The sequence below is a fragment of the Pedobacter sp. MC2016-24 genome (assembly GCF_015223055.1).
Classification (GTDB): domain Bacteria; phylum Bacteroidota; class Bacteroidia; order Sphingobacteriales; family Sphingobacteriaceae; genus Pedobacter.
On the sequence record NZ_JADFBX010000009.1, the window covers coordinates 210,441 to 225,817 of the forward strand.

Genomic DNA, 15,377 nt, shown 5'->3' on the forward strand with positions numbered 1-15,377 from the left:
GCTTTGACCTAAAGTCCAGTGTGTGTTACAATTAAAGTAGGCTCATACTTTGCTTATGTTGCTGCGGGAACGATGATTCTCGGGAAATGTTGTTTATATACAAAAGTTCGGATTTACCAAACTTGATTTTCTCTGATAGATTTTTAGAGAGCTTTGTTGAACCCTTTTCTATTTCTTTTTGTAGTTTTCTGAATCTTTTCCAATACTCCCCGTTAGACTGACTGATAAGTTTTTTGACCAAACCTAATTTAATACTCGTTTTTGCTCTCCTAGCGAAAGATTTTTAAATTCCTTTGAAATTATTTTTTTTATTTTTAGTTAAAATTACACTATTTTTAAGTTGAATTTATGATGATATTATTTGGGTGTTTAACATATATAGACCGAATTGTTTGATGTACTAAGCCTTAAGTTTTATAATTGTTTCATCAAAAATTTAGATTTTAGTATATTAAATGACTCTTCACTTATTGAAGGCTTGCAAATCATAAAAGTCGATTATGGATATTGATGAATTTTAAACTCGATCTGAGCTTAATATGTATTTCTCTAATTCTTATATTCATGTTTTTTTACTAATATTGCTAATAGCTTTAGGTAAAATGAATATTCATTTCTTAAATTGCTTTTGCGTGGGATTATTGTATGGAACTTTTCAATAAACTTAGTGATTCTGAGATCTTGTCTCATTTAAAGTTAGGGAATCATGATGTTTTTCATATGGTTTATGAGTTTTATCATAAAAAAGTTTATGCAGTTGCCCTTAAAATATTAAAGCAACCTCTTGATGCAGAGGAGGTTATGCAGGAGGTTCTATTGAAGTTGTGGCTTTCTGCACCTAAACTCAGGGAAGAATCAAATCTGGAAGCTTACCTAAAAACCTTAGCAAAAAATGCTTGCTATAATCTTTTAAGGAGACAGCTACTGGAGGCAAAGGTATCAGCTTTAAATAAATTTGATTTTAATGAGTCACATAATAATACCGAAGAGCATATCTTACTAATGGATGCCCGTAGAGTTTTACAGGATGCGATTAATCAACTGCCGCCACAACAAAAGAAAATTTATGAACTTTGTCACCAGCAGGGCTTAAAATATGATGAGGTAGCGAGTCAGCTAAATATTTCTCACAATACGGTTCAGACTTATATGAAGCTCGCGTTACGCACAGTTCGCAATTATGTGAGAAGCCATACTCATTTATATGTCCTGATCATACTGTTTGGTTTGTTAGAAAAATAATTCTTTTGCCAGCCCCCCCTTTTCTCCTGATGGGTGTTTATATATTAAAAGGTCATTATAAATCCATATGAATACCAAAAATCATGGAATCAAAGAAGTTAATCTACTTATTCAATAAATTCACCAGTGGAAAAGCTACATTGAAGGAGATTATTGAGTTGGATAGCGCATTAAATGAAGATAAAAATGAGTTGTCAGCAAAAAAAATAATTGAAGACGAATGGGATGGCATCAGAACTGATGAATTTGCTCATATAATTATAAACGATTCAAAGAAAATTTATAATGGAATAATTAGCCAGCCTCAACATAAAATTATTAGAAGAAAATTATGGCTACAAGTTGCTGCGGCTTCTTTAATTTTGCTGGTTTGCGGCTATGCGATTTTGCATTTTCAAGGAAGGAATGATTTAGTAAAAACCGGTCCATCTGCCAATATCTTACCTGGGAAAAATGGCGCTACGCTGAAACTTTCCAGTGGTAAAATCATCAACTTAACTCAATCTGCTGGTCCAGAGATAGTCAAAGATTCTGGAGTAAGTATTTCAAGAAAAGACGACGGACAGCTAGTCTATCAAATGGAACAAGCCGATGAATATAAGCAGATTAATGTGCTGTCAACAGCAAATGGTCAGGTTTTTAAATTGGTACTACCAGATGGATCTATGGTTTGGTTGAACGCAGCCTCTAGCCTTACTTATAATACTACCCTACTAGAGGGGGGATTGAGAAATGTGAAACTAGTTGGCGAGGGGTATTTTGAAATAGCAAAAGATAAGAAACATCCTTTTGTTGTCGAAAGCAAGGGGCAAAAAGTAACTGTGCTTGGAACTCATTTTAATATACGCAGTTATCAGGAGGATATGTCAATTAGAACAACATTGTTGGAGGGCGCTGTTAATGTTTCCAGTACTTCTGGAAATTGTATGCTAAAACCAGGGCAACAATCAATATTCCGTGAAGGAAAGATCATTGTTTCAACTGTAAATCCGGAGCAGAGTATTGCCTGGAAAAATGGCTTTTTTGAATACGAAAACGATGATTTAAATACTATTGTGGGTGATCTGAAACGATGGTATAATATTGAAGCAGACATGGATAATATTCCTGCAATTAAATTCTCAGGCATCATCCCAAGAACAAAAAAATTATCCGAAGTTTTTAAAATCTTTAAAATAACAAGTGATATCAATATGCAAATCAGGGAAGGGAGGTTAGAAGTGACTAAATAATTACGCAATAGAAATCAAAAACGAATGTAGTCGGTCTTTCTTAAAATAACCGGAGCGCTCGAACGCCCCGGTAAGAATTAGGCCATAATCATTTGTGCCCGTTAAAGCAATACCAAACCAATCAATAACCTAAACTATAAATGTATGAAATTAAATATTCTTTGTAAAAGAATAATTAGTCCGGCTTGGGCTTTCCTCAGCAGGGTATCAAACTGGCATTACCAAATAATTTTGACTATGAAACTTGTATGTGTTTTTCTGTTAATATTTTGCTTTCAGCTGAAGGCTAAAGTCGCAGCACAACTTATTGATCTAAAGACTAAAAATGCGCCTTTGGAGCGAGTACTTCAGGAAATAAGGAAACAAAGTAACTATACTTTTTTTTATAAGTCGGATCAACTGACAAAAGCAAACCCTGTCACCATTGATGTTCAGGCTGCTTCATTAATCAGCGTACTGGATAAATGTTTCCAGGGACAACCTTTCACTTATGTAGTCGAAGACCAAATGATTCTCATAAAACCGGTTAAAAAGAATAGTAAAACCAACGCAGAGGATATCATCATCAAAGGTGTGGTTACAGGAGAAAATCGAAAACCACTTGCCGAAGCTTCGGTGATAATTAAGGGCAGCAACAAGGCGACAAAAACTAACCTGCACGGTGAGTTCTCCATCAGTGTGACCAATACACAAGCTGTGTTGGTCATTTCCTATATTGGATACCAAAAAAGAGAAATTCCTGCAAGTGCAAGTAGTTTTAACATCCAATTGAAAATCGCAACAACTGACTTGGATGAAGCCATTGTTGTTGCATATGGCTCCTCTTCTAAAAGACAAGATGTTGGAGCCAGAAGTATTGTTACTGCTAAGGAATTTGAAGGAATTCCTTCTGCAAGTATCGCTACACTCTTGCAGGGCAGGGTTGCGGGCATGGACGTCACTACAAATTCCGGATCACCGGGTGGTGGCGGAACAGCGATCACCATCAGGGGATATAACTCTCTAGGTGTAGAACAGGCGCGTCGCTTTAGTAACCCACTTTGGGTAATTGATGGGGTACCTATGAATACATTTTCATCACCCGTTACGGGAACAAACTTACTTGCAGACATCAATCCGGATATGATTGAATCGGTTCAGGTATTGAAAGATGCCTCCGCAGCTTCAATCTATGGATCTAGGGCGGCAAATGGGGTTATTTTGGTGACGACAAAAAAAGGCACCAAAGACAACAAAGGGCAATTCAATGTGAACATATCTTCAAGTTTAAGTTTGCTTCCAAGATTTCCTGATGTAACCATAGGTAAGGCTGAACGTGATTTCCATATTAAATCGGTAAGAAATCAACTGGTTGGCTATTATGACTACGAGAACAAGAAATATTCTATACCTACCAGCTATAATGATCCCAATCCAGGGCTCGATGGGTTTTGGCAGCCTAATTATAACGGCGGTTTTAGCTCACCACAACTACAAGACAGCTTAAATACTTATTATAACAACTCTACGAACTGGTTTCCTGTTTATTACCAGACTGCAAAAGTTACTAATGGTAATGTTCAGGCTTTTGGGAGTATGGATAAGATTTCTTATGGGATAGGTCTTGGACTATATAACGAGGAAGGTGTTTCCAGAGGCTCTGATTTTACTAGAGTAAACCTTTTGAGTAACTTTACGGTTTCTCCAGTTAAAAACCTGGATCTTACGCTAAGGATCAACCTAACCGGCACAGACAGAAGCAAATCTGTAAAAGATGGAGGGCTCAATCGTGGTAGTGCAATTGAAACAGTACCGGGTGATCCTCTGGAACTTTCTTCTACCGTACCAGGTCCAGGTTCAGCATTTTACGATACTAAACTGGCATCTTTAAGGTATGTGGATGAAAAAAACAGGGGAAACCGGCTGACATCAAATTTCGACCTGAAATACCATTTATTGCCTGGCTTAGATGTCTCCTCTAACGTGTCATATGATTACTCTTTACAAAAAAGAAATTACTATGCACCTTCATTTCTTGATGTGAATAATAGGGGTAGGAGTACAGGAGAAGTAGAAAGTAATTCACAGATTTTAAATGAGAACTTACTTACGTACAGCTTGAATATCCGGAAAAACCATAATTTAAAAGTATTGGCTGGTTTCTCCAGCCAATACGACCGATATGAATATAATGGCGGTACGGCAATGGGTTCACCAAGTGACCTTATTTTCTATTCAAGACCTGGCTTCCCTTTGCTTGGCACTCAAACTGCCTTCGGTACAACAACAACTACTGCATTGCAAACCTTTACATCTGACATGCAGGAGAAAGTATTGAATAGTTTATTCGGCAGATTAGAGTATAATTTCAAAGAGAAGTATATTTTCAATATGTCCTTCAGAAGAGACGGATCATCTGTTTTTGGTAAGAATAATAAATTTGCTTATTTCCCATCTGTTGCCGCCGGCTGGTCATTTGCAGAAGAGCGTTTTGTTAAAGACAATCTGCCTTTTCTGAATTTCGGTAAATTAAGAGCTAGCTGGGGGAAATCAGGCTTAACTTTTTCTCAGACCTATCTTGCGCTTGGTCTGCTTGACAATACCCCATATCCATATACCGGTCAGGCAGGAATTAGCCCACATTATATTGATGGACTCCTGAATCCTGATCTGAGCTGGGAAAAAACATCACAAATGGATTTGGGTATAGATCTTGAGATGTTTGACAACCGCTTAAGTATTACTTCTGATTATTATTATAGGAAGACAACTGATTTGCTGTATAACTCTGTTTTACCTGGCGACTACTCAGGCTATGTCACACAATGGAGAAATATGGGGGCAATATCAAACGAGGGTATAGAACTAATGGTGAAATATGCTCTGATAAGGAAAAAGGGAATGACCTGGAATATCTCTGTGAATGCTGCACGCAATTGGAATCTTTTGCTAGACACTTATAATAATAGAGATCTTTACAGAACAGATTCCAGGGATTATTTTGTAATTGGTAAATCTTTAAGTGGCATTTATGGTTACAAGACCAAAGGTTTTGTTGAAAATCAAAACCAAGTGCCAGTCTATTTTAACGTGAATGGTGATCTTGTGCCGCTCGCTCCTCAGTATGATACTGGTAATTTCTATAAATCAGGAGACATTAACTATGAGGATACCAATGGTGATGGTGTGATCAACTCAAATGATCGTGTGTATCTGGGAAGTACCCTGCCAAAAATATATGGCGGCCTGGTGAATGAATTCAGATGGAAAAGTTTTGAACTGAATTTATCTATGGTCTATTCTATTGGAAGAAAAATGTTCAATGCTGTTCCGGGCGCCTCTATTGCAAGTTCACAAAGTCCGCTTTTATTTAACCCCAACCATGTTACTTTTTGGACTGTCCCAGGCAACAATACTAAATATCCGCGTCTACAAATATCTAACTCCTCAGGTTTTACAGATGTACTTGACAGAAATATTGAAACAGTAAATTACATCAAGTTAAAAACCCTGACACTTGGATATTCACTGCCAGAAAGCTTTGTTAAACGCATAAAGGTGAGCGGCGTGAAATTTTATGCAAGTGGTGAGAATATTTTCACCATAACCAATTATTCTGGTCTTGACCCAGAGGTGGTATCAATCGAAACTGGAATAGACAATGGAAAACAATATGGCATTCCACGAAAGTTAACCTTAGGATTAACCGTTAAATTATAATCCAATGAAAAATCTAAACTTATTTATAATCATATTTACACTGCTTGTTACCTCTGGTTGCAAGAAATTGGATATAGAGCCGCAAAACTCTGTAACTTTTGAAAACTATTTTAAAACTGAAAATGATTTGTACAGGGCACTGATTGGTGTTCAAGCTGATCTCCGGTTAATGGCTCTGGATGGCTCTTCAAACCCTGTATTAAAAGGGGAAAAGCTCGACGTCCTTAATCAGTCTGGCAGCATTTTCAGATTGCGGAATCTTGATCCAATCTATTATAAAAGTACAACACAGTATACTTCTTGGAACAATTGGTACCGAGTTATTGCCGGTGCAAACTTAGTGATTGATAACGTTTCGAGACCACAAGGGATGACAGAACAGCGAAAAAATGAGTATCTCGCTCAGGCTTATTTCTACCGCTCCTTCGCTTACTTTTCCGTGATCAAACAATGGGGTAATGCACCTTTGATAAAGAATAGCCTTGATGTTGGTCGTAAAGGAGTTACAGCTTGGCAGGCTATTGCAGATTACATTATTTCCGATCTAGAAAAAGCTGCTGAAATGTTACCCAGAGTTCAGGACCTAAAAGATCCAAATGGACTCTCAATAACCACAAAAAATGCGCCGGCCAAGGGTACAGCCAATGCCTTGCTAAGCCAGGTATATGCCTGGAAAGCGGCTTTGAATAAAGAGCCAGCTTTGTATGCTAAGGCAGAAGAAGCTGCAACAAGAGTTATAGAGGGTGGGGAATACAGCCTGGTAGGAACACCAGAAGAAGTATGTACAAAAGTTCTGGTTGGAAACAGCACCGAGGGCATATTTGAAGCACCATTGCGTGGATATTTTTTTACTGAGTTCAATCCTTATTTTATTAGCACGGCTATGAGTGCAGCTTTGTCTTATCAGAGCTATCCAGTATTTCCACTGGACAACGCGGGAGACATAAAGAATGTGAGTTCAAAATTTCTTAAGCAAACAGTAAACGACTTGTATGGAGCTACAGATCTTAGAAAAAATGCTTATTTCTTTAAACCGGATTCTATGGCCAATCTATCTAATGATATTACAGGTGGATTTGCTTATCCATACAAATGGCGTTTTCCACTTGTTCAGATTTCTGGCTTTTTAGCCGGCCAGGTAATAAATTTCAATCAGGATAAGGTTTTTATCCGACTTGCCGACATCATCCTGCTGCGTGCGGAATGTCGCGAAAGACAAGGAAAATCTGGGCTAGCTGCAGATGACCTGAATGTGATTCGTAATCGTGCAAAGGCAGCCGTCTATCCTTCTGCAAGTGATATTGGCAGTCTTCAGCTGATAATCTTCAGGGAGCGCGAAAAAGAGCTGCTAATGGAAGGTTTCCGTTACTATGATATACTTAGAAACGGTTATTACAGAACAGAATTGAGTAGTGCTTTCAGCAGGCTATCCGATCAGGATATTGCCGATGGGGCATTTTATGACCCTGTTGGGAATGCCGCTTTTAGCGATAATCCAGAGATGCGTCAAAACAGTTATTGGCTTAAACATTTTTAAGAGAGATCATGAGAAATATATTAATTTATCTAAGATACATTGGCATCGGAGTAATTTTTTTATCCGCTTGTACCAAGCAGAGTGTAATTGACAGTGGTGTTTCAAATGGGATTCATCAAGGTAGTATGATGGCCTATTTTAAAACGGATTCTTATAACTGGGATTCTACCATAGTCATCATTAAAAGAGCAAATTTAGAAACGCTCTTTTCTGGAAAAGATAATGCACACCCGCAAATTACTTTCTGGGGCCCTACAAACCATTCTATTAGGAGATATATGCTGGTCAATAACATCAACAGCATTCAGGACATACCAGTTGATTTATGCAGGGAAATGATATTGAAACATGTGTTGGACAAAAGATTTCTAAAGAATGAATTTGCATTTAGAAATCCATCTTATAGTATATCAGATCCCAGAGGAGGTGGTACAGAATTCAATTGTCTAGCAGGTAACCAGCTAAGGGCATATAAAGAACAATACAATGACCCTGCTGCTCCTAACGTAGGACCAATATATCTGCGTCTATATTCAGTCACATCACAAATAGATGTCCCTGTAGCTTCCGCTGACATACAGACAGATAATGGTGTAGTGATGTCATTAGGATACGATTATCTTCTAGGTAATATTTAAAGAACTAGCGATGAAAAAAATAAATTATTTCATACTTGCAGTCCTGATGATTTCGGCCTGTAAGAAAATAACACCAGGTTATCTTGAAACTGATGGTGGCCAGTACAGCACGGATTCACTGGTTGTGAGAAAAGAACTTTCTGACACATTGATGTTTGAAGCAGATTATGATCGTAAACGGCTTAACATTCCATGGGTTTCTACGCCAATGGAAGGCATAATGGGTACTGCTCAGATAAAAATTGGCTTAAAAGACATAACCAGCCAGAATGGTGATGCGGCTATGCTTAAATCTATCATTTTTGTCCGTGGCGATGGTACAATATCTGTCCCACTAAAGAATAACCTACCGGTTGGTAGATATTTAATCTCTTTAAATATATCTAATGAAGGGTACAGCAGGGAACTAAATAATATTTTTAAAGTTATCGTTATATCTAAATAAATGAAAAACAATTTTCTTATAAATAAAATAAACAGGATTTTAAATAATCACATCGTGTTAACAGGTCTGATGGTTTTTGGGCTTCTGGGTACTATGCAAGCACAAGACCGTAAAGAAAATTTTAAGTTAAACGAACCGCTCATACTCAATCCTGCGGTAAAAACAGGAATGTTAGCGAATGGCTTTACCTATTTTATTCAAAAGAATGCAGTTCCTGAAAAGAAGGCTGTATTGTTCCTGGCTAATAAAGTAGGCTCCATCCTGGAGGAAGACTCCCAAAGGGGGCTCGCACATTTCCTTGAACACATGAGTTTCAATGGCACCATTCATTACCCTAAAAATGAACTGATCAACTACCTGGAGAAAGCGGGTGTTCGCTTTGGGGCTGATTTGAATGCTTATACTAATTATGATGAGACTGTTTATCAATTGCCTATTCCAACGAATGATCCTGAACTGTTAAAAAATGCCATTCAGATTATGAGAGATTGGGCTAAAGGGCTCACATTGGACTCAATTGAAATTGAGAAGGAACGTGGAGTGATCATGGAAGAAAAAAGATTACAGAAAACAGGTCAGCAGCGGGTAGGTGAAAAGACTTTCCCAATGTTGGTTAATCACTCTAGGTATGCCGATAGAAGTCCTATTGGTACAGATGATGTGATTCAGCATTTCAAACATCAGGAGATTAAGGATTTTTACAACGATTGGTATCGTCCTGATCTTCAATCAATTATAATTGTTGGTGATATAGATGTAGATGCTACTGAAAAATTGATCAAAGAAAAATTTTCAGATTTGAAAATGCCTGTGGTGGTTCGTAAAAGAATAGATTATTATATTCCACTTAAAGGTGAAAATCATTTTATTGCCGTTGCTGATAAGGAATTATTGTCAACTGTTTTCCAGATTGCTTACAAAAGGCCGGCCTCAGTTGCAACTACAGTTGTAGAATACAGGAAATCAATGATATCTTTTTTTGCGAATCAGATGATGGCTGAAAGACTTTCAGATGCTTCTCAGGCAAATCCTCCTTATTCATCCATTTCAGCTGGAATTAATAGCCTGGTGAAGGGGGTCGAGGCATTGTCTATACAGATCGTGGCTAATCCCGGAAGTTTAAAAGATAATTTTACAGCCGCATGGGGAGAAATCCAACGGATTAAGAAAACCGGCTTTAGCGCTGTTAATCTGCAGAAGGCGAAAAAACTCTTGATCAGTATAAATGAAAAAATAGAGAAAGAGCGGAACAAGGCCAGTTCTTTGGAACTGGCAAATAACTATCTTCAGTTTTATCTAGAAAGCAGTCCTACCATGGGCGTTGATGCAGAAACGAAATTGATCAAAGAACTGATCGATGGCATTTCTCTGGATGAGGTAAACAGTTTTATCTCAACATATATATCCGATAGAGACAGGGACATAATCATTATGTCAACAGTAAAGGATATACCAAATCTGCCTACAGAAGAAGATCTGAACGATTGGATGTCATCCTCAGAAGATGATAAACTATCAAAGATTGAAGATTTGGATTTAAATGCTCCATTGATGTTAAAAAAGCCAAAACCTGGAAGTATATTATCAGAGAAAAAAAATGGCAAAATAGGTTTCACTGAGCTGATATTGAACAATGGTGCAAAAGTTGTCTTGAAAAAAACTGACTTCATGAATGATGAAGTCAATATTTTTGCGCAAAGCAAGGGAGGGACTTCACTTTATTCTGATGAGGAAGTACAGTCTGCAAAGAATGCTGTAGGAATTGCAACCTCAGGTGGAGTAGGACGTTTTACAAATATCCAACTTAAAAAAATTCTTAGTGCAAAGAGTGTTAGTGCTTCTCCATTCATCGGTGATCGTTCAGAAGGTATAAACGCATCTTCCTCATTAAATGATCTTGAGACTACTTTTCAGCTCATCAATTTATATTTAACCCAGCCTAAACCAGACAGTTTATTCTTTAATAGAAGCTTGATTAACTATCGTGACATGGTTGATGGTAGGTATAACTCGCCTGAAAATATATTTCAGGATACCATTACCCGTGTATTGACTCAAAATAACATCCGTAAATCTCCACCCTCGTTAGCAAATGTAGAGAAGATAAATTTTAATAGGGGATTAGAAATCTATAAAGAAAGGTTTGCAAACGTCGGTGATTTCGTTTTCACCATTGTTGGCAATTTTGACGAGAAGAAAATCAGATCTTTGTTACAAACTTATATCGCCTCTATTCCCTCGGCGCCGCAAAGAGAGCAGGCAAAAAACATAATAGTTGAGATTCCAAAGGGGATGATTTCTAAAACAGTGTATGCCGGTTCCGAAGATAAGGCAAGTATTTCACTGGTGTTCAGTGGAGATTACAGTTATACTGAGCCAAACAACATAGCTATGGACGCATTGTCATCTATACTAAATAGAAAACTAACAGAAGAGTTGCGTGAAAAGGAATCCGGAGTATATACGCCTTCGGCAGCAGTTACCTATGAAAAATTTCCTGCTCAAAAATATGCTATCGTAATTTCTTTCGGTTGTTCACCTCAAAATGTTGATAAATTGATTACATCCGCAATAAATGTTGTAAAGCAATTGAAGACAAAAGAAGTTGATGTTGAAGATATTCAGAAATTCACTGCTGAACAGCGAGTTACGATGCAGGGTGCATTAAAAAGTAATGGTTTCTGGATCAACTACCTAAGCCGGAACAGGCTAGATGATTTGAATGATGAAATGATACTAGGCTACATGGATGAGCTTAGTAAGTTAACTCCAAGGTCCTTGAATTTAATTGCATCTAAATATTTCGCAGATGATAATTTGATTCGTTTTGTGCTTCTACCGGAAAAATAAGAAAACTAGCTCAGCCTTATTTAATCAAAGATATTTGGCTGAGCTAGTTAATAATAGAATAGCAAGTTGTTCATTCTTGTTAATGTCTTGAATTTTATGTAATTGTAAAAAGATTTAGGTCATTCGTATTGTGATTAAACAATGGAAGAAAACAAATTAGGATTCCCAAATGACTTTTTCAAGCAGTTCAAGTCAAAGTGCCCATTTCAGTGAAAGTAACCGATGTGTTTCGGATCAAACTGACCGCCTGATGGTCTACCGAGCGTAGTAGCTAATGCCCTACAAATTGCCACCAAAGATAATTAATTCCAGATAACCCATAACCTGGCGCCAAAAGAAATGGCTCAAATCCAGTCATCATTCCCTTCACCCGCCTTTTGCGATCAAACAGGATCCTTACCAACAGAACTGTCATGCCTACATTTTAACTCCATCTTAAATAAGCCGTTATAAGCCGCTCAAAAACGAAGATCCAATCCGTAGAACCTATCAGCCCTGAGCGTTCTCTATTTAGAGCTAAAACTGAAAGTTGAGTTGAGCCATTCTAACTGAAAAATGTGCATTTAAGCACAAAATACTTTAGTTTTCGCCGAAATAAAATGGTCATTATGGAGCGGAATTAAACGTAAATTTGATTGCGGAATAAAGATGTCAGATTTGACGAAACTCCCACGTTGATCTTTCATTAGTTTTTATTGTCTTATAGGTATTCAAAAGGACTTCGTCCTTGGGGAAGCTTCAAAAAAGAATCTATAGCTAGATTATATGCCCTCAAAAAAATGACAGGCACTAATGGGTTTCTTGCTCTAAAGATAAAATATCTTCTGGAATTGATGATGAGCATAGAGCCATTGTATCATCTGCGTGAGGGGTAAACAAGCCGGCATGCCAATCTTAAGAACGGCAAAAGCAAAAACACTGTTCCCAGTTTAAGCACTGGTGAGTTTGAGTTGGAAACCGGCAGTGACCGGTTCGGCTTTTGACCCCAAGTTGCACTCAAAAGGCAGCTGGATTATTACTGAGGAACTGAAAGTAAATATTTTTCAATATATGCCATGGGCACTAGCATGCGTGTAATGCTTCGCAACAGTGGTTTTATAAGTTCTCCTTTAATAAGGAATTTGTTAGCAATATAGCTTTTGATTATTAAGGTCTTATTGAATGTAGCTAGCAAGGCGACCAAATGCTTTTCTAATCTTCCTAGGATTTCAGCAGCAGTTAAAATAACTACCTATTTAAATAATGTTTTTTGATATGTTCTTATTTATTTTCAATAATGGAAATATAAAGAACGTCAGGTGTTTTTGTGTTTTTTTGTTTTGCTTTGCCGAATTAAAATGATATTGATTGCTGCAATTAATGATTTCCCGAAAATGAAATTTGTTATTCTGTCAATATATCTATATTTTAAGCCCGCTTTGTGTCTTCCGCGGAACGGGAGAAATCTAATTGACTATATTTAATTCATGAATCGGGAAATACAGAAATTTGAAGAATTGTTTAAAAAAAATCATCAATTTCTTTGTATGATCGCTTATAAAATCGTTGATGATCATTATGTAGCTGAGGATCTGGTACAAGATTTTTTTGTAAAATACTGGGAAAAAGGAGATAAGATTCACCTTATAACTAATTTTGAACGGTTTGCATATAGATCTGTCAGAAATGGGTGTATAGATTATCTTCGCAAAAAATCTGTATCAGATAAACGTTTTTGCGATTTGCTGTCGCATGCAGATTTTCAAGAATCAGAAAGTTTGGAAATTCCTGATAATGACCAACGTCTAATTAGAGTTCTTAAACTGCTGGATGAACTGCCTGTGGAGCGTAGAAAAGTTTTTGAACTTCATGCCCTTGAGGACTTGAGTTATATGCAGATTGCCAATAAGCTCGGTATTTCTGTAAATACTGTTAAAACACAGCTACGAAGGACTTATATGAAATTCCGTGGGAAAATTCTGATTTTGTTGTTTATCAGTGCTTTTTTTAAATTGTATTTTGGATTACACTCCATTGGTTTTCAAAAGAAGGATTTTCTGGCTGCAAGTTTAAATAGTCAGATTGGTTATCTAACATTTCGCATGGATGTCCTGAACTTCATTGACCGACTCGTATTTAAGCGAGCTTTTCAGATGTTCAAAAAATCGAACTGGAAATAACTTTAAAATTAGTTATGAAGGGCTTAATGATCTTCTAAAAAAAACACTCTTCCGGTCGTGACAGGATCATAATGATTATGAAAACCTGTGATAAGCTGATAAAAGCTAATAAAAAACAAACAGCTTGACGATCTTTAGAAAATTCAACTAATGCTAATAAAGATTTTTTTGTTGTTATCTGCGGGAATATTAATGAAATTGCCATTATATTCTATAAAAAATTATACCTCATTGATTCTGATCGGATATTTTTTTTGAAATACTGTCACCCATATGAAGTGTTGTTGCGTCATGTATATGAATATGAGCCAAAATAACAAAGATATCAATTGGGAAAATCTGATGAGTGACCTGGAGAGAGAACAATCAGATTTTAATCACCTGACAAAGCAGGAAAAAGAAATATTGACTGAACTATCTGATATAAAGACTGAGACTTCTAACTTGCTTAGGGGTTATAAGCAGTATCGTACGGATTTGAGGTGGCAGGAATTCAAGCAGTACGTTGAGGTTGATCGAATAAAAAATCAAAAATTTAAGCTTTGGCTCAAAATCGGAATCGCGGCTGCGATTGGCCTCATTATTGTTTCGACAGGTATCTTGTTTCTCAGTAGTAATAAGCTGGATAATCCAACTTCAGAAGTTGTTTACAATAGCGATATTTCTCCCGGAAAACAAGGCGCGACGTTAACTTTAGCCAATGGGAAACAAGTAAAGCTTACTGAAATGCAAAATGGTGAACTAGGTGAGGAGAATGGAGTGGTCATTACAAAAACTTCAAATGGTCAATTGTTTTACGAAATTACAAGTACTAAAGTTAATGAGATGGGAGTAGCTACCGTGAATACTCTGGCTACAGCAAAAGGAGAAACCTATCAGGTCCGTTTACCAGATGGTTCCTTGGTTTGGTTAAATGCGGAATCAAGTTTAACATATCCAGTAAAGCTTATAGAGAATGGAAAAAGAATGGTTAAGCTTGTAGGTGAAGGGTATTTTGAAGTCGCAAAAGATAAGTCACATCCATTTATTGTGGAAAGTACAGGACAAAGGGTGGAGGTACTGGGGACGCATTTTAATCTAAATGCTTATTCGGATGAAAAAAATGTGAAGACTACACTTATAGAGGGGAGTGTGAAGATTTCCTCAAACGACATGGAAGCAATACTCAGACCGGGTAATCAGGCACTGAATAATGGGCAGCTCATCAAGGTAAAAGAAGTAGATACAGAAATGGCTGTAGCATGGAAGAATAACAATTTTACTTTTGAACGCTTACCAATAGATGAGATTATGCGCATGGTCGCAAGATGGTACAATGTTGATATTGTTTATACTGGATCTATACCGACAGAGAAGTTCTGGGGTGCGGTATCTAGGTTCGAAAATGTATCTGAGGTACTCAATACACTTGAATCTACGGGGAAAGTAAACTTTAAAATCGATGGGAGAAAAATATATGTATCCAGGCCATAGCTATTTCGCATCTATTTCTCAAACCTTAACTAATAAATTATTAACCAATCCAAATCAAATGAAAAGAAAGCTACTAGAATCAATTTAAGAAAAACAAACCAG

9 protein-coding genes are annotated in these 15,377 nt (G+C 37.0%); all 9 read left to right on the forward strand.

Going from position 1 to position 15,377, the window contains the following annotated elements; translation table 11 throughout:
• The first annotated feature begins 645 nt into the window (after positions 1 to 645).
• Complete coding sequence (locus IM797_RS19790) at positions 646 to 1,242, forward strand: RNA polymerase sigma factor (RefSeq protein WP_194128902.1); 597 nt, start codon at positions 646 to 648, stop codon at positions 1,240 to 1,242.
• 83 nt (positions 1,243 to 1,325) lie between these two features.
• Positions 1,326 to 2,474: a FecR family protein gene (locus tag IM797_RS19795; RefSeq protein WP_194128903.1), complete on the forward strand. Its 1,149-nt coding sequence runs from the start codon at positions 1,326 to 1,328 to the stop codon at positions 2,472 to 2,474.
• Positions 2,475 to 2,711: 237 nt separating this feature from the next.
• Complete coding sequence (locus tag IM797_RS19800; protein ID WP_194128904.1) at positions 2,712 to 6,173, forward strand: SusC/RagA family TonB-linked outer membrane protein; 3,462 nt, start codon at positions 2,712 to 2,714, stop codon at positions 6,171 to 6,173.
• A 4-nt stretch (positions 6,174 to 6,177) separates the two neighbouring features.
• Positions 6,178 to 7,710 (forward strand): RagB/SusD family nutrient uptake outer membrane protein, encoded by a 1,533-nt coding sequence (locus tag IM797_RS19805; protein WP_194128905.1) that lies wholly within the window; start codon positions 6,178 to 6,180, stop codon positions 7,708 to 7,710.
• Between the two features lie 8 nt (positions 7,711 to 7,718).
• Entirely contained in the window at positions 7,719 to 8,348 is a 630-nt protein-coding gene (locus IM797_RS19810; RefSeq protein ID WP_194128906.1) for a hypothetical protein, read from the forward strand.
• A gap of 10 nt (positions 8,349 to 8,358) precedes the next feature.
• On the forward strand, positions 8,359 to 8,793 hold the full coding sequence (locus IM797_RS19815; RefSeq protein WP_194128907.1) for a hypothetical protein: 435 nt from the start codon (positions 8,359 to 8,361) through the stop codon (positions 8,791 to 8,793).
• Positions 8,794 to 11,643, forward strand: coding sequence for a pitrilysin family protein (locus tag IM797_RS19820; protein ID WP_194128908.1), 2,850 nt, complete (start codon positions 8,794 to 8,796; stop codon positions 11,641 to 11,643). It abuts the gene before it with no gap.
• Between the two features lie 1,466 nt (positions 11,644 to 13,109).
• On the forward strand, positions 13,110 to 13,802 hold the full coding sequence (locus IM797_RS19825; RefSeq protein WP_194128909.1) for an RNA polymerase sigma factor: 693 nt from the start codon (positions 13,110 to 13,112) through the stop codon (positions 13,800 to 13,802).
• A 303-nt stretch (positions 13,803 to 14,105) separates the two neighbouring features.
• Positions 14,106 to 15,275, forward strand: coding sequence for a FecR family protein (locus IM797_RS19830; RefSeq protein ID WP_194128910.1), 1,170 nt, complete (start codon positions 14,106 to 14,108; stop codon positions 15,273 to 15,275).
• Positions 15,276 to 15,377 lie beyond the last annotated feature (102 nt).

Bases quoted from the DNA above. Each gene is read 5' to 3' on its own strand.
- IM797_RS19830 (WP_194128910.1), top strand. From the start codon at position 14,106: ATGAGCCAAAATAACAAAGATATCAATTGGGAAAATCTGATGAGTGAC.
- IM797_RS19820 (WP_194128908.1), top strand. From the start codon at position 8,794: ATGAAAAACAATTTTCTTATAAATAAAATAAACAGGATTTTAAATAAT.
- IM797_RS19805 (WP_194128905.1), top strand. From the start codon at position 6,178: ATGAAAAATCTAAACTTATTTATAATCATATTTACACTGCTTGTTACC.
- IM797_RS19790 (WP_194128902.1), top strand. From the start codon at position 646: ATGGAACTTTTCAATAAACTTAGTGATTCTGAGATCTTGTCTCATTTA.
- IM797_RS19815 (WP_194128907.1), top strand. From the start codon at position 8,359: ATGAAAAAAATAAATTATTTCATACTTGCAGTCCTGATGATTTCGGCC.
- IM797_RS19800 (WP_194128904.1), top strand. From the start codon at position 2,712: ATGAAACTTGTATGTGTTTTTCTGTTAATATTTTGCTTTCAGCTGAAG.
- IM797_RS19825 (WP_194128909.1), top strand. From the start codon at position 13,110: ATGAATCGGGAAATACAGAAATTTGAAGAATTGTTTAAAAAAAATCAT.
- IM797_RS19795 (WP_194128903.1), top strand. From the start codon at position 1,326: ATGGAATCAAAGAAGTTAATCTACTTATTCAATAAATTCACCAGTGGA.
- IM797_RS19810 (WP_194128906.1), top strand. From the start codon at position 7,719: ATGAGAAATATATTAATTTATCTAAGATACATTGGCATCGGAGTAATT.